The sequence below is a fragment of the Streptomyces sp. NPDC020192 genome (assembly GCF_044388685.1).
GTDB lineage: Bacteria > Actinomycetota > Actinomycetes > Streptomycetales > Streptomycetaceae > Streptomyces.
Window position 1 is genome coordinate 34,358 of record NZ_JBIRXG010000038.1, and the last position, 21,794, is coordinate 56,151.

At 69.2% G+C, this 21,794-nt stretch carries 26 protein-coding genes and 1 pseudogene; 13 read left to right on the plus strand and 14 right to left on the minus strand.

The genetic code is table 11. The features are described from left to right. Positions 1-25: 25 nt before the first annotated feature. Positions 26-853 carry a polysaccharide deacetylase family protein gene (locus ACH47Z_RS41060; RefSeq protein WP_399083739.1) on the plus strand — a complete coding sequence of 276 codons (828 nt, stop codon included), beginning with the start codon at positions 26-28 and terminating at the stop codon, positions 851-853. 45 nt (positions 854-898) lie between these two features. Here the strand turns inward: ACH47Z_RS41060 and ACH47Z_RS41065 are convergent, their stop codons facing one another. From ACH47Z_RS41065 to ACH47Z_RS41080, 4 genes are all read right to left on the minus strand, one after another. After that, positions 899-1,087: a hypothetical protein gene (locus ACH47Z_RS41065; protein WP_399083742.1), complete on the minus strand. Its 189-nt coding sequence runs from the start codon at positions 1,085-1,087 to the stop codon at positions 899-901. Positions 1,088-1,153: 66 nt separating this feature from the next. Further along, positions 1,154-2,053, minus strand: a complete 900-nt coding sequence (locus ACH47Z_RS41070; protein ID WP_399083745.1) for a virginiamycin B lyase — start codon at positions 2,051-2,053, stop codon at positions 1,154-1,156. Continuing rightward, entirely contained in the window at positions 2,050-2,706 is a 657-nt protein-coding gene (locus tag ACH47Z_RS41075; RefSeq protein ID WP_399083748.1) for a CatB-related O-acetyltransferase, read from the minus strand. The genes ACH47Z_RS41070 and ACH47Z_RS41075 overlap by 4 nt, the downstream gene beginning before the upstream one ends. A 264-nt stretch (positions 2,707-2,970) precedes the next feature. Then, positions 2,971-4,440, minus strand: coding sequence for an MFS transporter (locus tag ACH47Z_RS41080; RefSeq protein WP_399083802.1), 1,470 nt, complete (start codon positions 4,438-4,440; stop codon positions 2,971-2,973). 151 nt (positions 4,441-4,591) lie between these two features. Between ACH47Z_RS41080 and ACH47Z_RS41085 the strand changes: the two genes are divergently transcribed. The 3 genes from ACH47Z_RS41085 to ACH47Z_RS41095 all read left to right on the plus strand — a co-directional run bounded on the left by ACH47Z_RS41085 (position 4,592) and on the right by ACH47Z_RS41095 (position 5,923). Continuing rightward, positions 4,592-5,158 (plus strand): TetR/AcrR family transcriptional regulator, encoded by a 567-nt coding sequence (locus ACH47Z_RS41085; protein ID WP_399083751.1) that lies wholly within the window; start codon positions 4,592-4,594, stop codon positions 5,156-5,158. 406 nt (positions 5,159-5,564) lie between these two features. Next, positions 5,565-5,738: a Ku protein gene (locus tag ACH47Z_RS41090; protein ID WP_399083805.1), complete on the plus strand. Its 174-nt coding sequence runs from the start codon at positions 5,565-5,567 to the stop codon at positions 5,736-5,738. Next, positions 5,726-5,923, plus strand: coding sequence for a hypothetical protein (locus ACH47Z_RS41095; RefSeq protein ID WP_399083754.1), 198 nt, complete (start codon positions 5,726-5,728; stop codon positions 5,921-5,923). The genes ACH47Z_RS41090 and ACH47Z_RS41095 overlap by 13 nt, the downstream gene beginning before the upstream one ends. A gap of 213 nt (positions 5,924-6,136) precedes the next feature. Here the strand turns inward: ACH47Z_RS41095 and ACH47Z_RS41100 are convergent, their stop codons facing one another. Further along, the gene (locus ACH47Z_RS41100; protein ID WP_399083757.1) at positions 6,137-7,048 is read right to left on the minus strand and encodes a GlxA family transcriptional regulator; all 912 of its coding nucleotides are present in this window, start codon (positions 7,046-7,048) and stop codon (positions 6,137-6,139) included. Positions 7,049-7,058: 10 nt separating this feature from the next. Continuing rightward, positions 7,059-7,658 (minus strand): isochorismatase family protein, encoded by a 600-nt coding sequence (locus tag ACH47Z_RS41105; RefSeq protein WP_399083760.1) that lies wholly within the window; start codon positions 7,656-7,658, stop codon positions 7,059-7,061. Between the two features lie 583 nt (positions 7,659-8,241). On the opposite strand from ACH47Z_RS41105, the pseudogene ACH47Z_RS41110 reads away from it, so the two are divergent. The 5 genes and pseudogenes from ACH47Z_RS41110 to ACH47Z_RS41130 all read left to right on the plus strand — a co-directional run. Next, a pseudogene (locus ACH47Z_RS41110) lies at positions 8,242-8,322 on the plus strand (hypothetical protein); the annotation flags it as partial. Positions 8,323-8,345: 23 nt separating this feature from the next. Next, the gene (locus ACH47Z_RS41115; RefSeq protein WP_399083813.1) at positions 8,346-8,480 is read left to right on the plus strand and encodes a hypothetical protein; all 135 of its coding nucleotides are present in this window, start codon (positions 8,346-8,348) and stop codon (positions 8,478-8,480) included. Positions 8,481-8,583: 103 nt separating this feature from the next. Further along, positions 8,584-8,967, plus strand: a complete 384-nt coding sequence (locus tag ACH47Z_RS41120; RefSeq protein WP_399083807.1) for a winged helix domain-containing protein — start codon at positions 8,584-8,586, stop codon at positions 8,965-8,967. A gap of 38 nt (positions 8,968-9,005) precedes the next feature. Beyond that, positions 9,006-9,980, plus strand: coding sequence for an aldo/keto reductase (locus tag ACH47Z_RS41125; protein ID WP_399083763.1), 975 nt, complete (start codon positions 9,006-9,008; stop codon positions 9,978-9,980). Between the two features lie 80 nt (positions 9,981-10,060). Beyond that, the gene (locus ACH47Z_RS41130) at positions 10,061-10,714 is read left to right on the plus strand and encodes a methyltransferase domain-containing protein (RefSeq protein ID WP_399083766.1); all 654 of its coding nucleotides are present in this window, start codon (positions 10,061-10,063) and stop codon (positions 10,712-10,714) included. A gap of 240 nt (positions 10,715-10,954) precedes the next feature. On the opposite strand, the gene ACH47Z_RS41135 is transcribed toward ACH47Z_RS41130, so the two are convergent. Then, positions 10,955-11,401: a hypothetical protein gene (locus ACH47Z_RS41135; protein WP_399083769.1), complete on the minus strand. Its 447-nt coding sequence runs from the start codon at positions 11,399-11,401 to the stop codon at positions 10,955-10,957. 314 nt (positions 11,402-11,715) lie between these two features. Then, positions 11,716-12,213, minus strand: a complete 498-nt coding sequence (locus ACH47Z_RS41140; RefSeq protein WP_399083772.1) for a helicase associated domain-containing protein — start codon at positions 12,211-12,213, stop codon at positions 11,716-11,718. Between the two features lie 164 nt (positions 12,214-12,377). Between ACH47Z_RS41140 and ACH47Z_RS41145 the strand changes: the two genes are divergently transcribed. Then, positions 12,378-12,545, plus strand: a complete 168-nt coding sequence (locus ACH47Z_RS41145; RefSeq protein ID WP_399083775.1) for a hypothetical protein — start codon at positions 12,378-12,380, stop codon at positions 12,543-12,545. A 46-nt stretch (positions 12,546-12,591) separates the two neighbouring features. On the opposite strand, the gene ACH47Z_RS41150 is transcribed toward ACH47Z_RS41145, so the two are convergent. Together ACH47Z_RS41150 and ACH47Z_RS41155 are read right to left on the minus strand one after the other, a co-directional pair. After that, positions 12,592-13,098, minus strand: a complete 507-nt coding sequence (locus ACH47Z_RS41150; protein WP_399083778.1) for a DUF6083 domain-containing protein — start codon at positions 13,096-13,098, stop codon at positions 12,592-12,594. A 595-nt stretch (positions 13,099-13,693) separates the two neighbouring features. Next, positions 13,694-14,551 carry an alpha/beta fold hydrolase gene (locus ACH47Z_RS41155; RefSeq protein WP_399083781.1) on the minus strand — a complete coding sequence of 286 codons (858 nt, stop codon included), beginning with the start codon at positions 14,549-14,551 and terminating at the stop codon, positions 13,694-13,696. 664 nt (positions 14,552-15,215) lie between these two features. Here ACH47Z_RS41155 and ACH47Z_RS41160 point away from each other — a divergent pair. Both ACH47Z_RS41160 and ACH47Z_RS41165 read left to right on the plus strand, forming a co-directional pair. Further along, positions 15,216-15,476 carry a hypothetical protein gene (locus ACH47Z_RS41160; RefSeq protein WP_399083784.1) on the plus strand — a complete coding sequence of 87 codons (261 nt, stop codon included), beginning with the start codon at positions 15,216-15,218 and terminating at the stop codon, positions 15,474-15,476. 456 nt (positions 15,477-15,932) lie between these two features. After that, the gene (locus ACH47Z_RS41165; protein WP_399083787.1) at positions 15,933-16,736 is read left to right on the plus strand and encodes an alpha/beta fold hydrolase; all 804 of its coding nucleotides are present in this window, start codon (positions 15,933-15,935) and stop codon (positions 16,734-16,736) included. 794 nt (positions 16,737-17,530) lie between these two features. Here ACH47Z_RS41165 and ACH47Z_RS41170 read toward each other — a convergent pair. From ACH47Z_RS41170 to ACH47Z_RS41180, 3 genes are all read right to left on the minus strand, one after another. After that, positions 17,531-18,178, minus strand: coding sequence for a DUF1707 domain-containing protein (locus ACH47Z_RS41170; RefSeq protein ID WP_399083810.1), 648 nt, complete (start codon positions 18,176-18,178; stop codon positions 17,531-17,533). Positions 18,179-19,072: 894 nt separating this feature from the next. Next, entirely contained in the window at positions 19,073-19,891 is an 819-nt protein-coding gene (locus ACH47Z_RS41175; protein ID WP_399083790.1) for a hypothetical protein, read from the minus strand. A gap of 142 nt (positions 19,892-20,033) precedes the next feature. Next, complete coding sequence (locus ACH47Z_RS41180; protein ID WP_399083793.1) at positions 20,034-20,174, minus strand: hypothetical protein; 141 nt, start codon at positions 20,172-20,174, stop codon at positions 20,034-20,036. A 111-nt stretch (positions 20,175-20,285) separates the two neighbouring features. Between ACH47Z_RS41180 and ACH47Z_RS41185 the strand changes: the two genes are divergently transcribed. Beyond that, positions 20,286-20,831 (plus strand): hypothetical protein, encoded by a 546-nt coding sequence (locus ACH47Z_RS41185; RefSeq protein ID WP_399083796.1) that lies wholly within the window; start codon positions 20,286-20,288, stop codon positions 20,829-20,831. On the opposite strand, the gene ACH47Z_RS41190 is transcribed toward ACH47Z_RS41185, so the two are convergent. Then, a complete protein-coding gene (locus ACH47Z_RS41190; RefSeq protein ID WP_399083799.1) occupies positions 20,779-21,423 on the minus strand; it encodes an IS5 family transposase in 645 nt (214 codons plus the stop codon). The genes ACH47Z_RS41185 and ACH47Z_RS41190 overlap by 53 nt on opposite strands. Positions 21,424-21,794 lie beyond the last annotated feature (371 nt).

Consider the following 21,794-nt stretch of genomic DNA (forward strand, 5'->3'; position numbering starts at 1 on the left):
GCGTCGGTTGTCCGATGGTGGGGGCATGGAACCACGCTGTCAGGCCGCGCTACGCCGTGTCGTCTCCCGCCGCATGCTCCTTGCGTCCGGTGCGCAGTACACCGCTCTGCGGGCGGTGGTGTCAGAGGTTCCGCCGCCGCTGACTCCAGTCGCGTCGTCAGGTGTGACGGCCGGTGACGCGGGGCTGGTGTCCTTGTTCGGGTCGGAGAACCGTGTGATCCGTACGCGGGAGCGGGTGGTCGCGGTGACGTTCAACGCGGCGTGGAACGATGCCGGTCTGGACCGGATCCTCGGTGAGCTGGCACGCCAGCACGCGCCTGCGACCTTCTTCCTGACCGGCGATTTCGCCTACCGCTACCCCCAGGCGGTGAAGAGGATCGCGGCTGCGGGACACGGACTGGGCAACCACTCCTACAACCACCCCTACTTCAAGGACCTGACCGTTCCCGGGAGGATCCGGCAGGTCCGGGCGGCTGAGCGAGCCCTGAGAGCGGCCGGGGCGGGCAGAGCCCTGACGCCGTTCTTCCGGTTTCCCTACAGCGAGACCACTCCCGCCCAGATCGGAGAGGTTAACGCGCTCGGATTCGCGGACATCGAATTCACCACCGACACCAACGGGTGGAAGGGCACCGAGGGCGGGATGACCGTGGCCCGCGCCCGCCGCAGAGCCCTGGACGCCCTGCGGCCGGGAGCCATCCTGCAGATGCACGTCGGTGCATCCGGGGGCGGCACCGACGTGATCGATGCCGAGGCCCTGCCGGGGATCCTCGATGCCGTCATCTCCCGCGGCTTCCGGATCACCGACCTGCGCACGCTGCTGGCCCGCCCGTCCCGCCCGCCAGCCGGGCGCTGACGGGCCCCGACGCCACACCGGTGGTAGACGGCTAATAGGGCTCCGTTAGGTCTGCCTAGCGGTCCTGTTTAGGGGCACGTTGCGCTCGGTCTCCAGGGCTTCGCCGCCGACCAGTTTCCCGGCCGCGGCGAGGCCGCCGATCCAGCCCTCGTACTCCTTGCGGTACGCGGCCCGGTCGGCCTGGATCCGGCGGCGCGATTCGTCCGTCTCGCCGATCACGAGTGCGTATTTCATGGGATTTCCAACTCCGGCCGCCGTACGGGCGACCACTGCTGACGGTGTGGGAGGGGGGCGGTTCGTTCAGGTGGTGCTGTCCGGCGGGGCGACGGGGGCGAGCGTGCCGATCTCCAGCGCGGTCCACAGGGCACCGTCGGGGCCGACGGTGATGCCGTGCGGTTCGGAGCGGGGGGTGGGCAGGTCGTGGACGGTGACGGAGCCGTCGGGGGTGATCGTGCCGACGCGGTTGCCTCCCCATTCGGTGAACCACGCGGTGCCCTGTCCGTCGACGGTGACGGCATGCGGTCGGGCGGCGCGGTCGGGCAACGGGAACTCGGTGATCCGTCCGTCGGGAGTGATCCGGCCGATCTGGCCGGCGGCGATCTCGGTGAACCACAGCGCACCGTCGGGTCCCGCGGCGATCCCCACCGGCGCCGCCTCCTTCGTCGGCAGGGAGTGGAGGGTGACCGCGCCGTCCATGCCGATCCGGCCGATGGCGTCGGCCTGGTTGAGGGTGAACCACATCCCTCCGTCGCCGCCGGCGGTGATCGCGGACGGGAACGCGCCCGTGACGGGGAGCGGGAATTCGGTGACGCTGCCGTCGACGGTGATGCGGCCGATGCGGTCGGCGGCGGTCTCGGTGAACCACAGCGCGCCGTCGGGTCCCGCCGCGATGCCGAACGGCCCGCAGCCGGAGCCGGGCACACCGAACTCGTCGATCACGCCGTCGGTGGTGATGCGCCCGATCCGGTCCGCCCGGTACTCGGTGAACCACAGCGCGCCGTCCGGGCCGGATGCGATGACGGTCGGCCCGCAGGCGGGGTCGAGCCGGTGGCTCGTCGGCTCCTCGCCGGGGACGAGGCGGCCGATCCGACCGCTGTGGACGAGGGTGAACCACAGGGCGCCGTCCGGTCCCGTGGTGAGGGAGTAGGGTCCGGCCGCGTGGTCGGCCACCGTGTGCTCTTCGACGGTCGCGTGGGTCACAGGGGCCTCCCCAGGCCGTGCTCGGCGGCGATGCGTGCGATGTCGGCCGGAGTTCCGGCCATGATGGTGCGGGCGTGCTCGGTGACGAGGCTGACGGGCCAGTCCCACCATGCGGCGCGCCGCAGCAGCTCGACGTCGGCGTCGTCGAAGCGTTGCCGGATCGGTCTGGCCGGGTTGCCGCCGACGATCGTGTAGGGCGGGACGTCGGCGGTGACCACGGCGCCGGCCGCGATGATGGCGCCGTCGCCAATCCGTACGCCAGGCATGACGGTCGCCCGGTACCCGAACCAGACGTCGTTGCCGACGACCGTGTCGCCGCGGCTGGGCATGGCGGTGACGATGTCCAGCGTCCGCTCGGCCCACCGGCCGCCGAACATGGTGAACGGGTACGTCGACACCCCCATCGTCGGATGCTCGGCGCCGGCCATCAGGAACGTGGTTCCCGAGGCGATCGCGCAGTACTTGCCGATGACGAGACGCTCCGGCCCGTAGGCGTAGAGGACGTTGCGGTGCTCGAAGTCCGTGGCGCCGTCCGGGTCGTCGTAATACGTGTACTCGCCCACGGCGATGTTCGGTGAGGTGACCAGCGGCTTGAGGAACACCACGCGTTCGTGGGCGGGCAGCGGGTGCACGGTGGTCGGGTCAGGGGACAAGGCCGGGGTCCTTTGCGTGGTTGAGGGATGTCGCACACGGTCCTGGCGGGGCGTCGCCGGGCCAGGGCCGGATCAACCTGGCCCGGTGGGGCTTCAGGTGTTCTCGGGGCTGGGTGGGGTGACCCACTCGGTGAACTGGATGATCACGCCGCTGGGGTCGGAGACCTGGAAGTAGCGTTCGCCCCTGGGCTTCTCGGCAGCGGTATGGTGATGTCGACGCCCTCGGCGCGCAGCCGCTGCTCCCGGCCAAGGCGGTTGTCATGGTCAACGGCTGTTCACGGATGCCTCGTTCGAGGTGGTGACCGCATCTGGCTCGGTGGAACGACGCGGCGCCGCGGAGCCTTCCGCGGGCTTGGACCTCGCCAGCCACAGGCCGGTGAACACGGCGGTGGCCAAAGTGACGGTGCCGGCAGCGACGAAGGCGCTGTTGAGGCCGGCCTCGAAGGAGGCGCCGCCGGATTGCCGGGTGCGGACGATGGCTCCGAGTACCGCCACGCCGAGCACCGCGCCGATCTGCCGGGTGGTGCTGCTGATGCCTGAGGCGAGGCCGCCTTCCTGCGGGCTGACCGCTTGAATGGCGGCTCCCGTCAATGGGGACATGGCCAGGGCGAAGCCGGTGCCGGCGAGTCCCAGCCGCCACCACACGTTCCCGTAGCCGGTGTCGGCGTGCACCGTGCCGAGCGCCAGCAGTCCCAGGCCGGCCAGGGCCAGGCCGGTGGTGACCACGATTCGGAAGCCGTACCGGGCGGCGAGCCGGCCCGCGTACGGGCTGACGATCACCATGGCGAGGGATACCGGCAGGGTCTGCAGGCCGGCGCACAGGATCGAGCTGCCCTGGACGTACACGAAGAACTGGGAGAAGAAGAACGACGAGCCCATGAGCGCGAACCCCACCACGACCATGGCGGTGTTGGACACGGTGAACAGGCGCCGCCGAAACAGCCGCAGCGGCAGCATCGGTGCGGAGCGACGCGCTTCGGCGGCGACGAAGGCGGCGAGGAGGATCGCTGCGGCGGTGAAGCTGCCCAGGATCACCGGCGACGTCCAGCCGCGGGCACCACCCTCGATCAGCCCGTAGGTCAGCGCCCCCACCCCCAGAACGGACAGCACCGTCCCCGGGATGTCGATCGCGGGGGCGCTCGGATTGCGGGTCTCTTCAAGGCTGCGCAGACCGACCAGCAGAAGGACCACGCCGATGGGCAGATTGACCAGGAAGATGGCGGGCCAGCCGAAGACATCTGTCAGCACGCCGCCGGCCACGGGGCCTGCGGCCAGACCGATTCCGCTGAATCCGGCCCACAGCCCGATCGCCTTGATTCGTTCTTGCGGCACGGGATAGGCGGCGGCGAGCAGGGCGAGCGAGGCAGGGCTCAGCGCCGCGGCCCCGATGCCCTGCAGTACCCGGCCGGCGACCAGCCAGCCGAGCGAGGGCGCGAGGCTACACAGCACCGACGCGGCGGTGAACACCGCCACGCCGGTCAGATACACCCGCTTGCGGCCGAACCGGTCGGCGAAGATGCCGCCGGACAGCAGCAGCATGGCGACCAGTAGTACGTACGCGTCGACGATCCATTGCAGACCGGTCAACTGGGTGTGCAGCCGCTGCTGCATATCGGGCAGCGCCGCTCCAACGATCGTGTTGTCGAGCAGGACCATGAATTGGCCTAGGCAGGTCACCGTGAGCAGCACGGCCCGGTTTGATCGACTGCCTACGACCGCATGCGATGCAGCCATGGGGATTCCTCTCAATCGTTCGTTGCGCCCGGCCACGGTCGACGCGGGCGGCGATACACCTGAGCGCTCTAAAGCAGTCGGTGACTGCGTTAGGAGACTATAGGGAGGGTTGCCTCGCAAACGCAAGTCGCGACTGCGTTAAGGTGGGGGCATGAACGAACAACAGCGAGCCCGGCGGCCCGGCGGGCGCAGCGCACGCGTCGGCGCGCAGGTGCACCAGGCCGTCACCGACCTGATCAGTGAGCGTGGCTACGGCAACTTCACCGTCGGCGAGGTCGCAGCCCGCGCAGGCGTAGCCGACAGCAGCATCTACCGCCGGTGGGGCAGCCTGGAAACCCTGCTCGCCGACGTGGCGCTCACCCGCCTCAATGCGCAGTCACCGATGCCCGACACCGGGAGCCTGGTCGGCGACCTGCGCACGTACGCGGCCAACGTGGCCCGCGAGATCACCGGACCCGACGGTCTGGCGGTGGTGCGCCTGGCTGTCGCCCTGTCGAGCAACGGTCAGCAGGGCCTGCAGGCTGGTGACGATCTCCGCGCCGAACGCATGCGGCAACTGCAGTCCATGCTCGATCGCGCCCGCGACCGTGGCGAGGACGCACCCGACGCGTTCGACGTGCTGGACCACATCCTGGCCCCGATGTATATCCGCGTCTTGTTCGGCATGGGCCCGCTCACCCCGGACTACATCGACGGGCTGGTCGACCGATTGCTGTGACCTCAACCCGGTTCCCGCGATCAGCCCCCGGACGTGGTGCCAGGGCTGCGTGAGGTGCTCGCCGACACGCGCCCGGCCAGCTCAGGCATCCGGCCGTTGGCTGGCTCTCGCGCCCGGCTGAAGCCGTCGGTCGGCGGGCCGTCGCCGCGGATCGAGGTGAAGTCGACGTCCAGGTGAGGGTCGTAGGCGTCGGGTTCGTCGGCGAGCTCGCGGGTGGAGTATTCGCCGAAGCGGCGGATGCGCTCGGTCAGTGGTTCAGGGCCCCTCCCTCGCCGGCGCCGCCCTCGCCCTGGCTGCCCTGCTGCTCGGCCTGCTCGCTGCCTCGCAGCGCGAGACGGACTCGGCCCACAACTGGCCGTGCCCACACCGTAGGGGCGCCGGGTACTACCTCGTCGCCGGCGGGCAGGTGGCCGCGAAGCCATACAGGCTCCTCGTCGAAGCGCTGCGCCGCTCCAGCAGGGTGGCCATCGCGAAATACGCGTGGAGCGGCCGCGAGAGGTTGGGCGTGCGCCGGGTTCGTGGCGACGCCCGCCCGAGCCGGAGCAGTCGGCCCAGGTCCTCGATCTCATGGCCGCCCTGAACGCCTCCGTTCAGCAGGCCAGGGCGTCGGGGGGTGAGGAGGCCGGTCCGGCCGAAGTGCACGAGCTGCCGAAGCCGAAGAAGAAGGCGGCCGCGAAGAAGCAGCCTGCCAAGAAGACCGCGGCGAAGAAGACGGCCGCCAAGAAGACGACGGGCCGCCGCCCGCGCAGCGCCCGACCGCGCTGACGCTGGTCGGCGACGCCGAGGGCCGTGTCCGGCCGGCAGTGAGGCATGCCGGTAGCTGGCGCCGGAGCGCGTCGAGTGCCTGCTGCCGGCATGCCGGACCGCATCGTCTGCTCGGGCCCGGCCGGAGGTAGACCAGTCGGGTCCAGACATCCGGCCCGGTGCCGCCCTCGCCAAGAGTGGTTTGCATTTCGTTTTGGCGTGCGCTGCTACTGGTCAGTGCTGGCGAGCTCGCAGGCGGCGCAGCATACGGGGGTCCTCGAAGCCGACCGCGCGGGCGGCGGCATCGACCGTGGCGCCGTGGCTGATGAGGTGCTCGGCGCGTTCGAGACGGAGGGTTTGCTGATAGCGCAGTGGGGTGAGGCCACCGGTGGCGCGGGTGAAGAGTCGGGTGAGAGTGCGTTCGCTCACGCCCACGGTCGCGGCCAGGGCGGACAGGGGCAACGGTTGGTCGAAGCGGGCGTCGAGCAGGTCCTGGGCGTGGTGCACGGTGTCGTCGAGGTGGGATCGGTACCTGAGCATTGCGCTGGCCTGCGGTTCATGGCCGTTGCGCCGCGCGTAGACGACCATGTCCCGGGCCACCTGCGCGGCGACGGCGGGGCCGTGCCGGGTGGCGATCAGGTGCAGGGCCAGGTCGATGCCGCTGGCGATGCCGGCCGAGGTGACCACCCGGTCGTCGGCGGTATGCAGAACATCGCGAATGACCATCGCCCTGGGGTAGCGGCGTGCGAGCTCGTCCTGCACATCGTGGTGGGTGGTGCAGCGGCGGCCGTCGAGCAGGCCGGCTCGGCCGAGCGCCTCGGCTCCAGCGCAGACGCTGGCAACGGTGCCACCCCTGGCGTGGTGGTCCCGGAGAGACTGCAGGGAGGCCGCGCCGATGGCAGGACTGGCTGCCAGGGTGAGCGCCCGCCAGCCGGGCACCACGATCAGGTCCTCGGGGCCGAGGTCGGGCCAGTCGAGCTGGGCCACCAGTGGCAGGCCCTGAGCGGTGGGGACCAGCGGCTGCTCGGCGACGTAGCTGAGTGTGTAGGGGTGCCCGAAGTCGGAGGCCGTGGAAAAGACCTGCGCGGGGCCTGCCAGGTCCAGCAGGTGGAGTCCGGGCACCAGGAGAAAGGCGATGTGGCTCACGATCCGGTCATCATGCCCGAGGCTCGGCCGAGGCCTCCAGTTGCCCGACAGTGGTGATGGTGGCAAAGCGTCCGGCAAGGGCGTACTCGGTGCGCCTGATGATCTCCTCGGCGCTCAGGGTGCGGGGGTCCGACAGCAGTTCGGCGACGGTCTGGTCGGCGGGAGCGTCGCGGTGCGGGATGGGGTTGGTCGCGGTGGCGTCGATGACGAAGGTGACCAGGTAGCCGAGGTCGCTCGCGACGCGGGTGGTGGTCTCTACGCACTGCTCGGTGCGGATGCCGCAGACAGTGAGCTCCTGGATACCGCGCTCTGTGAGGAGTTGCTGCAGGTTGGTCGTGGTGAAAGCGTTGTGCGAGGTCTTGTGGATCAGCGGTTCCGTGTCCCGGCGCTGCAACTCCTTCATCAGCCGGACATGGCCGAGCGCGGGGTCGAAGACATCGCCGCTGCCGGGCTCGGAGTGCAGCACCCACACCACCAGGTCCCCGGCCTGGCGGGCGAGCCGGACCAGTCGGTCCACCTGGTGGGCGATCTTCGGGTTGGAGATGGTCTCCCATAGCGGGCGGGCGCGGAAGGATTCCTGGACGTCGATGACGATCAGTGCTCGGGTCATGCTCCCAAGCCTGACCGGCGAGGCCGCAGTGGCGACAGGCCTCATCGGGTCCGGGTACGGACCGATCCGGTCACAGCTGGAGCGGTGACCACTTGCTGCGTACTCGCCACCACACCCCCTCTGTCATCACTGTCAGTGGTATCTCATTGCTGTGCCGGATAACGCGCCGTCCAGGAAGGGGACACGGTGCGCATCGTTCATGTCACGGGCGTCAGCGGCGCCCTGTCCCAGGGCGAATAACACCTCGTCCCACTCGCCGAGGCCTGGGATTCAGGTGCCTACGCCTGGACGAAGGCCGAGCGCGTCGCGTACGCCAAGGACCTCACCGACCCCCGAGCACCTGCTGGCCGGCCACCGCCTTCATCCACCGCGCATGCGCCTGTCCCGCGACGGCGAGACGCTGCTGGCCGGTGTATACACCGCTCCGTGACCATGCGCCGGCACATCGTGTGGCACGGCCTGCACCCCGCCGAACTGCACACCCGCCTGTCTGAGGGTGTTTCGCTCGCCCTGGACAGCGTCGACGAGCTACCCGCTGATCGCGCGCCTCGCCGAAGCGATCGAGCGGGATTTCCGCACCCCCGTGCAGGCGAACCCGTACGCCTCCTGGAGCGCCACCGAGGGCTTCTGCGTCCACTGGGACGATCACCACGACACCATCGTGGTCCAGTCGGACGGCGCCAACCGGTGGCGGATCTACGGCACCACCGCCCGACCCCGCTGTACCGCGACATCGAGGACCCCGCCGAGGCACCCACCGAGCCCGTGGACGACCTGGTCCCGCACCCCGGGGCCGTGCTGTACGTGCCGTGCGGCGTCTGACACGCGGTCTCCGTCGACCAGGGCGTCCGCTCCCTCGAGGACTGGCGCCGCGACCTGTCGCTGCTCGCCCCCGTCCGATGTCCAGGCCGACGCCCTGGACGCCATGCGCAAGCGCCTCGCCGAACTGCTCGACGACCCCGCGCTGATCGCCCGCTACCGGGACGCGATGGACGGCCAGGCCGTCGGCCGCATGACACCGAGCCTGCCGCACGTCGACGGCATCCCAACCGATTCGCACCTGCGGGTACGGCTGACCACCGCCCGCGCGGTCCGGGAGACAGGCGAGGACGCGGTGATACTGCCCGCCGCCGGCAACACGTACGAGTTCGCGCCCGAGGTGGAGGCGGTGCTGCGCCCGCTGGTCGACGGCCGCACCGCCGATCTGGCCGCGCTCGCCGATGCGGCCGGCCTGGACGCCCCGTCCGTCGTCGCTCTGGTGCAGGAGCTCGTTGCCGGGCAGGCCGCCGTGGTGGGGAGCCTGTTGTGACAGCCGCGCTCGCGTTAGGCACCTACAGGTGCCGGGCGATGTCGGAAGCGGCCGTGCGCGCGGCTGCCTCCGGCGCGCAGTGGATCGACGCCGCCCCAAACTACGCCACTGGGGGAGGCGCAGACCCTGCTCGCCCCCACCCTCGCCGCACACCCGGCCCTGCGGATCTCCACGAATGCTGGCTACCGCACCTTGACCACGGGTACCGACGCCGTGAACGCCGGTTTTCTCACCGCGGGCCAGGCCCCGGCCGGGCACAGCCTCACCCCGGATCACGTGCGCTGGCAGATCGACCGCAACCGACACAGCTCGGGCGTGACCGGCTGGATCTGGTCCTGTGGCACAACCCCGAGCGCGCCCACCCCGGTGGCCGCGCAGCTCTCCACCGCGCGATCCGGGACGCCTTCGCCATCCTTGAGGAAGCCGTGGCGGCCGGGCACGCGGCCGGATACGGGATCGCCACGTGGGCGGGCCTGGAGGAGGAGGCGTTCACGGTAGGGGAGTTGCTCACCCTCGCAGCCAAAGCCGCGGGCGGCCGGCACCACCTGGCCGCGATCCAGCTGCCGGTCAGCCTGCTGATGATGACGCCGATCGCGCAGGCCTTTCACGGCCGTGGCCCGCTCCCTGTGGCCGACGGTGCGGGGCTGCGGGTGATGGCATCCGCGCCGCTGCACGGCGGCCAACTACCCAGCATGGTCGGCCAGGAGCTCGCCGACCTCATCCGGCCGGGCCTGACCCCCGCACGGGCCTGCACCCTGAGCGTGGCGTCATGCCCAGGGGTGACGGACGTCCTCATCGCCGACTCCAGTACGTCGCACTGGAAGGAAGCGGCCGACGCCGTCGCCGAACCCACCCTGACCGCCGCCCAGTTGCGGGAGATCACCGGTGTACTCGCCTCCCCCCTGACCCGGACACCGAACAGCGCATGCCAGCCCACCACGCCCGCACCGCCACCGGCCGACCGGCGTGGACGTTCCCAGGTCCTCATGAGTCTTGACCTTGCCCAAAGGTGAAGGCCGACAGTGTCTACGGAGACCAAACCGTCGAGCTGGGCGTGATAGGCCTGGACCGAACCCGGATGAGAGGAACCTGCATGGATGACGACGCTCTCCTGGCGGAGCAGAGGGCTTACTACCGGGCCGGCGCTGCCGAATACGACCGGCAATACGCAGAGTACGAAGCCCTGCAGGAGTTGCTGGCTGTCGTCGATGACCTTCCGATTGCCGGGGATGTGCTGGAGTTGGCCTGCGGAACGGGCCAGTGGACCCTGAGGCTTGCCGAACGGGCACGTTCGGTGACGGCCGTCGACTCGGCAGCCGAAGTGTTGGCCCTCGCTCGGGCACGCACCGCATCCCTCTCCGTCCGGTTCCTCGAGGCCGACCTGTTCGAGTGGCGGCCGCCACGACGCTACGACACCGTGTTCTTCGCCTTCTGGCTCTCTCATGTTCCGCCGACGAGGTTGCCCGACTTCTGGAACACCATCGCCGCCGCACTCGCGCCGGGAGGCAAAGCGATCTTCATCGACGACGGCCCCGCCGCAGCCGCATACGAGCAAGTCCTCGCGAACCAGCCGGCCCCGGCGGCGCTGCGCCGACTCGATGACGGCAGCCAGTACCGCATCGTGAAGGTATTCCACGACGCCCAGACCCTCACGGACGACCTCACCGCGCTGGGGTGGTCGGTCCGTATCCGGACCAAGGCCGGGAACTTCATCGGCATTGCAGAACCGCCGACCACCGCTGGCTGAGGAGACGCGGTGTACCCAGGATGCTCGGACACGTGCGAGCGACGCCCGCTTCAAACGCGTAAGCGAACCAGGTCACCTGAGTCCGCAGGCAAATCGAACCAGATCATCTGAGACAGGGACCAGATCGACAGGGACGGGACACTTCCTGTGTGCCCATCGCAGTCCCCGAACACTGTCCTGTGTCATCCGACCTTGAGCCTTTTGTCACCGATTCCCAATGTCGTTTGTCAAGGACTCGTCTCAGGCGGTCTGCTGCGCCGAGGTGGCCTCGGCGTCGCTCATCGCCGTGTAGACGGTCACGATGGATGCGATCGCCTCCACCTCGGCTGGGCCGATGATCCTGAGCCACGCGAACTCGGACAGTCCGCCGAATCGAGGCAGGCGTCCGATGGCGTCGTCGGGCCAGGGATGCGGCATCTTCGGGAGATGGATCAGGGAGATCTCGTCGATGAAGGAGCCGGAGAGCTCGGGCCCCTTGGCAACCGAGACCTGATGGAGGTTGGAGAGCGAGATGACGACATCGGGCTTCCAGGGTCCTCCACGAAGCGCGATCTCCATGGAGTCCTCCTGGGCGAAGGCGTCGAAGGAGATTCGGTCGATGAAATATCCGGCGCATGCAGACAGAGTGCGTGCCGCGTTCGCCACTCGGTTCTTGAAGGCGTCTTCGTGCTCAGTTGCATCGGTCACGGTGAGAGACTATGAGCCCGAGCCGGCCATGAGCTGACCGTGGTGCTGCGGTCCTCCCAGCCAAGAGCCGGATTTATGGGAGGGACGAACACACCAAGCAACGTCACGGCGAGCGACGCAAGGGTGAGGGCGTCCGCGAGGGGCAGCCACGTGCCATCGCCCAAGCCACCGATCGTGGTCTCTGGTCCCATCGAGGTCCCCTTCGGCCCGCTGCGGCAGTTCGTGTTTGTCGCTGTTTGTCGCTGGCCTCTTCGCCTGACGACGGGGGCGGACAGGGATCACTCTGCCCGCCCCCGTCGTCCGTTCGGACGCCGCTACGACCAGCGCATCTCGATCGCGGAGAGTTGCTCCACTCGCTCCGGCGACCGCGTCGTGGCCCTGCCCCGCTGGTTCCCGATCCACGCACCGAGCCGGAGCTCCCGCTCCTCCTGGTCGTCGCCGTCCCCACCGCCGCTGACGCGGATCCGTTCGACGTGCTTGCGCGCAGATGCCCCGAAGGGCACGCGTACAGCATCACCTCGACCGCGACCGCGTTCCCCCGGCTCGGTCCTCGCCGTCATCCGGCCGGAGAACGGTGTGCCGCTGATGAGGATCTCGTAGCCGGTGTCCTTGTACGGGCTGTCGGGGGCGTAGCAGTGCGAGGCCCGGTCGGCGGTGTCGCCGATCGGGATTCCGCTGTAGCCGTGTTCGTGCCAGTGGCAGCGCCAGCGGCACCAGACGCGGATGGTCTGCTGGCCGCTGTCGTGGTCTTCGATGAAGTCACGACGGGGTGCCGTCGTGTTGCGGGTCGTTTTCGCCCATCGGGTGTCCATGGGTTATGTCGGCCATGGGCATGCTGGGCGGCAGTGTGCCGCTGAATGCGGTTCGCTCCAGATGGTGCGGCAGAGCGCGAAGGCCCGGCCGACGCGTGGTCGCCACCAGGGGGCGCCCCTGCTGTCAAGGGTGGAATGGCCGGACGGCCTGGGGGAGGGGCAGCGTGAACTTCCTGTTCGTGTACGGCTGGTGCGGCGCCGAGTGCGTCATGTGGGGCAAGCCGGTCACATCGTGGTGGACCGACAGGTACTGGCTCCCCCATGAGTTCGAGTGCTGGGACTGCGGTAGGGACAACTGGACCCCGGACCCGCCCTGGACACAGGCCGACTGATACTACGGCCCCCCGGCATGAGAGCCCGGGGTTCTTTCCAGGTTGGTCAGCCGGCATCCGGCAACCGGCCCGGATACCCGGCCTCGTCCGAGCGCCGCATTGCCTCGGCCTCGTTGTGCTCGCGGACCGAGGTCAGCCACGCCCACGGTTTGATCTCGTCCAGGGGAATGCCAGGACAGGCCAGCTGGTGCGGAATCCGGCACAGCGCACCAGGCGGCGGTTCGTCCAGACCTCGGTTCCAGGCGATGCCGGCGCCGGAGTCGATGGTCCAGCGGTGTCCGCCGGGCACGAGGTGGGCGGGTATGGGCATGGGTTCGAGGAGGACGTGCCGACCGGTGTAGGTAGGCCAGCGGTCGCCCGGGAGATGGCAGTTCGGGCAGATGGGCGGAGCGGGTGGCTCGGGGCCGGTCGCGCCGTCGATGGCGGCCTGCGCCCGGTCCACCAGCTCCCACGGCTGCCGGGCTCCGGCGGGTGGCTGCCGGAAGCTGTCCGGGCCGGGCCCGGGTAACGGGATCATGCCGTTCTCGCGCTCGACGTACTCGTCGTCCCCCATGCTCTGGAGCGTGCGGGCCGCCAAGCGGGTGGGGGCAGGGCGCGAACCGGGCGCAACGACAGCACACGCCGGGGCACACCAGCGCCGGGCACGACCCGTGAGACGTCCGCGGCCGCGGGGGCCGCTACTGCCGCGGCCAGGACACGACATACGGCGTCGATGCGGTACGTGACTCCGGTCGCCCGGCCGTCCTCGGCGTCCCGGGTCGAGCAGATCCGCGTGCCCGACGAGCGTGTTGTGGAGCCGGTTGCAGCAGGCGGAAGCCGCGGCGTCGTCCTCCTTCGGCGAGGCCATTCGCGCGGGGTTCACGGTCCCACTACCTCGTGGCGTCCGGCGACGAGCGACCCACCGCGTAGTCGTTGTCGCCACAGCGCACGACGCCCCCTCTCGCGGGTACGGTTTTGACCGATGCCGAGGGTGGCTTGTCCAGAAGGTCGGGCATCCGCTGGACGGTATCGGTGTTTCGAAGAGCCCGGACCACACATGCTCCTCGGGCTCCAGCAGGCCGTCCAACTCGTGCTCCCACCGGGGTGTCCCACATGAAGACCGCCCGGGGCCCCTGTTACCGGTGGTCGCGAGTGCTGAGCCAGCAGGATCAGCGGCGGTGGTCCGCGGTCGCGGTGGCGGCCTTGAGGATGAGGTCCGCGACAGCGTCGGGGCGGGCGATCAGGGATACGTGGCAGGTGTTGATCTCCACGGTGTGTGAGTGGGCGCGCTTGGCTTCGAAGCGTTCCTGGTCCGGAGTGATGGTCATGTCCTGCCGGCCGACGAGGGCCCAGGACGGGATGTTCTTCCAGGCCGCGACCTTGGCCTTCTCCGAGAAGGCGGTGGTCGCCGCGGGCCGCTGGGTGACGGCCAGCAGGTTCGCCTGGCCGGCCGGGAGGCAGGCCGCGAAGACCGGGTGCACCTTGTCGGGCTTGAGGTACAGGTCGGTTCCGCTGGTGCCGGCGGCCTGGTAAGGCACGGACGTGGTGGCGGTGCCGAGAGCGCTGGGGAACCGGGCGGACAGCGACATGCCGCTCTCGCCCACGTCCGGCATCAGCGCCGAGATGTAAACGAGGGACTTGACCTGGCTATTTCCTGCAGCGGCCGTGCTGATCACTGCTCCGCCGTAGGAGTGGCCGGCCAGTACGACGGGCCCCTTGATGCTCTTGAGTACGGAGGCGATGTAGGCGGAGTCGCTGTGGAGCCCGCGCAGCGGATTGGCGGGGGCCATGACCCTGTAGCCACGGCGCTCGAGCCGTTCGATCACGCCGTTCCAGCTCGAGCCGTCGGCGAAGGCGCCGTGCACCAGCACGATGGTCGGCTTGGCGCCGCCCGTGCCGACGTCCGCGACAGTCGATGCAGTCGATGCCGCCGTGACCGTGCACAAGGCGGCGACCGCGCATCCCGCCGCCGCGAAGCGCAGACGCCGCGTGCGGCGTCCTATGCCAGGGACCGCAGATGCCGTCATGCCGAACTCGCTTTCCGTTGGGGCCTACGGCACACCAGCGTTCACGCATTCGCGCTCTCAAGCCCCTCATCCGGTGCAAACGGGTGAAAACCGGTGGTACACCGAGGTGAAAGCCGGGCAGGTTGCGTTGACCGATGCACGACAGCCGCAGTGAGCGCCCGCTCGCAGTGGTAGACGCTGCACGGCGGGGGAAGGGGTGCCGGTGGCTTGCGCGCCTTGAGCGGTGGGCATCGCACTGGATCCGCCTGCACGACGTCACCCCGTCCGAGTGGGGGCGGCGCGATCAGGGCAGCCGGCGCGTTGCCGAACGGTGAGTTCGAAAATTCCGTACCGATGTCAGTGGCGGCCGCCGGACTTCATCCATGATGCTCGACCGTGCCGTCTCGGCACCGATGCCCTGCTGGTCGAAGCTTGCTCTCTGCCAGGCACAGCGGCCGACAGGACCGGGTCACCGCGTTGGCCGCTACCGGCCGAGCCCCCCGGTACGTCGCCGCACACGTCCCCGGCGAGGTCGACGAACACCCGGCCAAGATGCAGCCGACTTCGAGGTGCCGGAGCGTCAGGCGCGCCGCGTACTCGATCAGCAGATCTTGCCCGCCCTACGTGTGGTCGACCTGGAGATGCCGCGAGAAAGCACAGGGGCGACCCGGACGACGCACCCACGATGGCGCTCACAGAGTTCCTGGGGCCGTGCGTCATCGTCACCCAGGACAGCGTCCTCTCTCACTTCGGGTTCGCCGTCATCGACTGGATGCCCGTCGCCCAGAGCCTGCTGCGCCTGGCCGGTCTGGAAGCCACCGCCGCGAACGGTCCTCATCCGGTATCAGCAGCACAGTGGATGTCTGGAACACTGACCCCGAATCTGCAGTCAACCTGCTCTGCGGCAGTGTCGGCGACGTCATCACTGACCTTGCCGGGCCGGTGACGTCCGAGCTGCTGTCGGACCGGCGCGGCTCGCGGGCGTGTAAGAGCGCCACGGCCGCCGGGCGCCTCGAGTTGAAGCCGCAACGCCCGACGTCGGCGCCGCGTGGGACAAGGCGGCCGAGCTGGACCACGAGGACCGGCAGCTGGTGCAGCTCACCGTAGCGGGGCGCTCGATGCCGGGTACCGGATTCGACGCCGGGTCCTGGTCCGGCGGTCCATGGCTGGCTGTGCAGTGGACCGACGGCGTACCGGAGTGGCGGGTGTTCGCGCTCACGCGGGGGATTCGAGGATGATCGGCCGTCGGTGCGGCCGTGGTGCCCGGGGTCGGGAGTCGCTCATGGCTGTTCTGCTTGATCAATATTCGTGAGAACTGATGCCAGCCGATGGCTCGTTGGATCCTGGCAGCCAGGCTTGCCGAGGGTGTTGTCAGGAGATCTCTTCCCGCTAGGGTGCCGAGGTGACTTGGACCGAGCGTGTGGTCGAGCGGGAAGGCGTGCGGCTTGTCTGCCGGGACTGGGGCGGAGACGGGCCGACGTTGGTGCTGTTGCATGGATTGGCCGGTCATGCGGGTGAGTGGGATGCACTGGCAGGACGACTGAGTTCGGCATATCGGGTGGTCGCAGTCGACCAACGCGGTCAAGGCGCCAGCGACCGCTTCCCTTCTGACGTCTCCAGGGACGCCTTCGTTGAAGACGTCGTTGCCGTGGCAGACCAGTTGGGCCTGGAGCGCGTTGTTCTTGTCGGACAGTCGCTGGGCGGACACACAGCAATCCTGGGCGCCGCGAGGCATCCTGAGCTCGTCCGTGCGTTGGTGGCCATCGAAGCAGACGTGAGCGGTCCCGACCCCGAATGGCCGGCTCACATCCGCCGGTGGTTCGACTCATGGCCGGCCCCCTTTCCCTCGCGCGATGCCGCGGTCCGGTTCTTCGGCGGCGGAGCGATCGGCATGGGCTGGGCGGATGGCCTGGAGGAACGCGGTGGGCAGTGGTGGCCCCGCTTCGACCGGGACGTGATGGTCCGGTCCGTGGCGGATGCCGCCCAGCACTCCTTCGCGCACGAGTGGGAGCGCATCACCTGCCCCACTCTGCTCATCCTCGCCCAGTCGAGCTTCATCCCGCCTGCACGGGTCGATGATCTCATGCGCCGTTGCGTCCCGACCGTGTCCGTCAGCATTCCTGGAACCCGTCATGACCTGCACCTGGAGCAACCCGACATCGTGTATGACCTGATGTCCCCATTCCTCGTCGGCCTTTCTGCGTAGGGTTGCGCTGGGACCTGTGCTGGTGGGCCGCCTTCAGCCGGCGGAAGTCTGCTGGATCTGGGCCTTGGTGTGGGCGAGGCGGTAGGACTCGGTGCCGGTCTGGACGGGAGTCGCTGCGTGCGTCTTGGGTTGGGACCTCGGTTTGGGGTATGGCTGGTCACTGCCCTGCTTGTGGCGCTGGATACTTGATCCGTCACATGATCGGTTCGCAGCTCGGCGGTTGCCGTGTCGCGCCCACCTCAGAAGGCAGGTCCCAGCGTGTTCCAGGAAACCCCGATCTTCAACCGCCTTGTCGCGGAGCGGGGTGATGTGCCGGCCCAGGTCCATGGTGAGGCCGACCGCGTACGCCACGAGCTGGCGCAGGTCTTGCCCTCCGCTCCCTGGCCTGGTGCCCACCTGTCCCGGCAGCAGCCTCAACTGCCTGGCGGAAGTATCTCTTCGGCCGTCCTGTGAGCCGTTCCCGCGCAGGCGATCGGCTCCCGCGGTCGCCACGGAACGACTCCCGCGTTCCCGCCTTTCGGCGCGCGGACGGTCGAGGGGGTTGGTCGATGTTACGGCGTGGGTTCTTCCACGTCGGCGGAGGCAACCCAGACCGCCGAGGCGAAGTACCGGCCGGCGGCGACGTGATCGCGACTGGAACCGAGTCCTACAGGCTCACCCGCAGCAAAGCCCACCGGACAAAGCAGTCGAGCTGACCAGACTCACCTCGGCAGCGGCCGCACCCGCGATACCCGAGCGTCGCCCAGGTCAGGAGACCTCAGTGATCGCCCCGCCGGCAGTTCACAACGATGGAGTCAGGCGCTGACGGAAGGGGACGTGGGCCTGCGCAGCAGCCACTGCCCGAACGTCCGACGCGGGGGCCGCACCACCACACGGCCGTGAGCCTTCTGACCGACCAGCTCCACTCGCAAAGTGACCGGCGTGTCAGGATTCGTCGGAGTCCGATGGTGCTTCACCCTGCTGTGCACCAGTTGCAGACCATCAGTATCGACCACGATGCCCGGCCTCGTGACCAGCGTCAGGGTCTTCCCCGTCATACCCACGTCGATCCGCAGGGTGTCGTGCGTGATCACGGCGTCAGTGAAGTCGAGCGTCACTTCGCAGTACGTCACCGCGAGCTCCAGCCTCCGCGGCACCACCCAGCGCCCGACACGCTGGACCGCGCCGCTGTGGACCTGTTCGATCCGGACTACGTCCTTGACCTCTGCTCCCGTCGCGCCGACGGGTGGCAGGTCAGCGGTGAGCGCGGTCAGTTCGCTCAGAGTCCGCGCCGACAGGGCAGCTTCCAGGCGCTCGTCCAACTCGTCCGCGGTCAGCAGGCCGTCCCCCGCCGCGATACGCAGCACATCCACCACCCGGTCCCGGTCCGCATGAGAGGCTCGCAGCTCAGGCGACGAGCTGGGGCCGGACCGCTTCCCGGTGGGCGAAATCTCTCCCGACATGCTTCCGTCCTGGTCCTGTCGAACGTCTCCGCGCGACGCCGGCGGCGGCGCGAGTAGAAGAGTAACGTTATATCGCGACATGAATCCCGGCTGGGTCCCATCACGGAGAGGCGATGGGCGTCGCTACGGAGCACGCCGCAGGTCGCGGGCTCAACCGGGAACCGGCGAGGCTCCGTAAACCGCCGGGGGCTCGCGGTGAGTCGACGACACTGGTGTCCAGCCCTCCTGGGGAACTGGCGGCGAGCGAACGGCGGCCGACCAGTGATGCAGTCAGCCGCCGCCGGCAAGGGCTACTCGCCGTTCGATTCACCCTCAGTGTCGGGGGCCTGGGCTGCAGCTTCCTCGGACGAGCCTTCGCCAACGGCCTTTTCGGCAACGGGCACCGTCGCGCCAGGGCCCACGTCCCCGACAAGGTCCTTGGGCGCGGCTCCTCCACCCCAATCTGGCATGCCTGATCCTTGCGGCGTACTCAGGTGCGTATCGACTGGGAAGCGCGGCCGGTGCGCCAACCGTTCGTGTGGGGAGGCGCCGTATCCCGTGGACGGAGTGACGGTGGTGAACACCCTAGCCAGGCGCGATACGACCTGGGGCGGACTACTGGACGGCCGTGGCGTCAGGCTGGCCGGCGAGGAGACCGTACTCGGTGGCCGAGGCGTCGGGCCTGACGCTGACTGCCGACGGCTTGGGAGCCGTGGCGTGGGCATGTGCGGCGGTTGCGAGGAACGCGGCTCCCCGCCAGAGCAGCGCTGGTGATGACCTTGACGACTCAGCCGGTGAAAGCTCTGGGCATGATGTGTTCAACTATCAGTTGACGTGGACGAGTTGGCAGTTGTGTCCGTCGTCGTACAGCGGCACCGGTGCCCTGCGTCCATCAGCTGGACGATCAGTCTGCTTTCACCACCGCGGAGCCGCCTCCGGGTGCTGATCGGCTTGGCCCGCAGCTCGGGGAGCATGGTCCGGCGCGATGGTTCGCTCGTGGTGAGTGAGCTGCTGGTAACCCACCAGAACCGCCAGCACAGCGAGCAGGGCGCCGGAGGTGATGGTGGTCCCCACCCCGAGGCCGCCCTGTGCCACGGGCTTTTCCACAGCGTTCTCAGCGACCGCCCCGAGAGGTCGGGTCAGGACGTAGGCAGCCCAGAACAGCACTGTGCCCGAGATCGGTGAGAAGTAGTGGGCGGCCAGGATCAGCAGCATCGCCCCGCCCAGCACCAGGGCGCTGTCGCGAAAACCAATGCCCAGGCCGTCGGAGAGGAAGTCACCGCTGGAGGTGCCCAGCGTGTTGGACACGAGAGTCGCGGTCCAGTACAGGATCTCGCCCTTGGTGGTGGCGATGCGTTCCACATCCATGGTTTGGCCGGTCGCCCGCCACCCGATCAGTACGAGCACGAGCAGGGTCGTCAGCACGGTCGCGCCGACGGCATAGCCCAGACCCGCGGTGCGGTTCATGAAGTCGGACATCGCGGTGCCCACGATGCTGGTCGTCAGGATCACCGACCAGAACACCACCGGCCGGAACCGGTCGGACCTCAACTGTACGGTCAGCGTGAGCACGAAGGCTGCCAGGAAGATGAGTGCGCTGGCGGCGTAGCCCATGTTCAGGGGTGCCATCGACACGTAATTCGAGACCGACTCACCCAGCGTGGTCGCGACGATCTTGATCGTCCAGAAGAGGGCGCCGACCATCGGCAACTTGCTCACAAGGACCTTGCTCACCGAAGCTCCCATCCGCAGCCGGTGTGACGCACAGCCGGGCGTACCCGGAAAGAACGAGACTTTCGGACAGGCTCGCGCAGGGTACGCACTACAGCCATGCGTTCAGGGCCGAACGGGGGCAGCCCTTCGCTCCTACAGGCGATCATTCCTGGGGAATTGCTCCCTCTGAGCCGAGGGCGTGCGGGTCGTCCCCGGCCAGGTGCAGTCCGTCGTAGGCGAGGCCGCTGCTGCCCTCGCCGTGGCCGACGGTGCGGCGGCGGATCTGACCGCTTGCTGAGGCCATTCATCAGTCCTGAGAAGCCGTATCCCAACCGAACGTGATCGTTTGATTCTTGGTGGTCAGGCATGGTTTCGCTCGGGGTGAGGGAGGCATGCGGCGTCTTGTGTCTGCTTCATGACCGAGGGGTGTCCGGTGGCATCAGTGCTGGGAATACTGGAGGAGCGGGAGACGGCTGCCCGGGTGCGGGTGGAGGGCCTGCGGGAGGAAGCCGCGCGGCTGGCTGAGGTGTTGGAGGCTGCGGAGATCGAGCTGGACCGGCGGGTGATCGCGTGGGAAGAGCTGGTCGAGGTGCTGGCCGCGTCCACGGCCGAGGCGACTGCCGTGACCGAGACTGAGGCGGAGCGGGAAACGGCGCCCACGCCGGTGCCGGGATCGACGGTGCCGCCGTGGCGGGAGGGGCTGCCGGTGACCGTGCTGGCGCCGGACTACGGGCGGATTCTGGGTGTGGTGGAGGAGCAATCCTCAGCAGGCAAGGGGCCGCTGAAGGCCAAGGGGATCGCGGTGGGGGTGGGGCTGGAGACGACGCCGGCGAAGGTCGAGGGGGTGCGCTCGAAGGCCAGGCGGCTGGCGGAGGGCAGGTGGCTCCGGCTGGACGCGTCGGGGGCCTTCAGTGCTGGTCGGCTGCCCGTGGCCGGGCCAGACGCCGACTCATCCGTGTGACCATCGACCACTGGATCACCGCCTCGCTGTTCTCCGGCCGCGCCCCGTAGTCCCGGGCCAGGCGGCGCGAGTTCATCAGCCACGCGAACGTGCGCTCTGCCACCCACCGCCTCGGCAGCACCACGAATCCCCGCATGTCGTCGGTGCGTTTGACGATGTGCAAGGTCAGGGCACGTTTCTCGCGTGCCCAGCCGACGAGGGAGCCGGTGTAGCCGCCATCGGCCCAGATGAGGGTGATGTCGCGGTGCAGGCGGTGCAGCCTCCTCAGCAGGCCTACCGCGGCGTCCCGGTCGCCGATGTTCGCGGCGGTGACCGCGACGACCAGGAGCAGGCCGAGCGTGTCGGTCACGATGTGCCGTTTGCGGCCGGGCACCTTCTCCCCGCCGTCGTGGCCGCGTGAGGAGGCCGGCACCGAAGCCGCGGCCCGCACCGACTGCGCGTCGATGACCCCTGCCCTGGGCTCGGCCCCACGGCTCTCCCGCTCACGGACCTTTCCGCGCGGCCGGTCGTGGAACTCGGCGATCAGCCCGTGTTCGCGCCAGCGGCAAAAGAAGGCATGGACCCGGCCCCAGGCGGGGAAGTCCGCGGGCATCGCCCGCCAGGAGATCCCCCCGCGACCAGGTACCGGACCGCGTCCAGCTGCTGGCGGTGGCAGTAGCCCTCGGGCCGCCCGCCCCGACCCTGGAGCCAGGCCGGCACCGGCAGCAACGGCCGCACGGCCACCCACTCCGCATCCCGCATGTCCGACGGATAGCTTCGTGCCCGGTCGGGGTGATCGGCCGCGTTGCCGTACACGTGCCCGGGACAATCGCACGTTCGGGCATGCGAGGTGAGATCAACGGAGCGCGTACAACTGCGACAACAGGGCCTCCGTAAGTTGTTGGGTGGCCCGGGAGGGTCGGATGTGGCTGAACAGGGCTTGCCTTCAGTGGTTCCCCAGGAGTGGCCGTCCGGCTCTCCTGG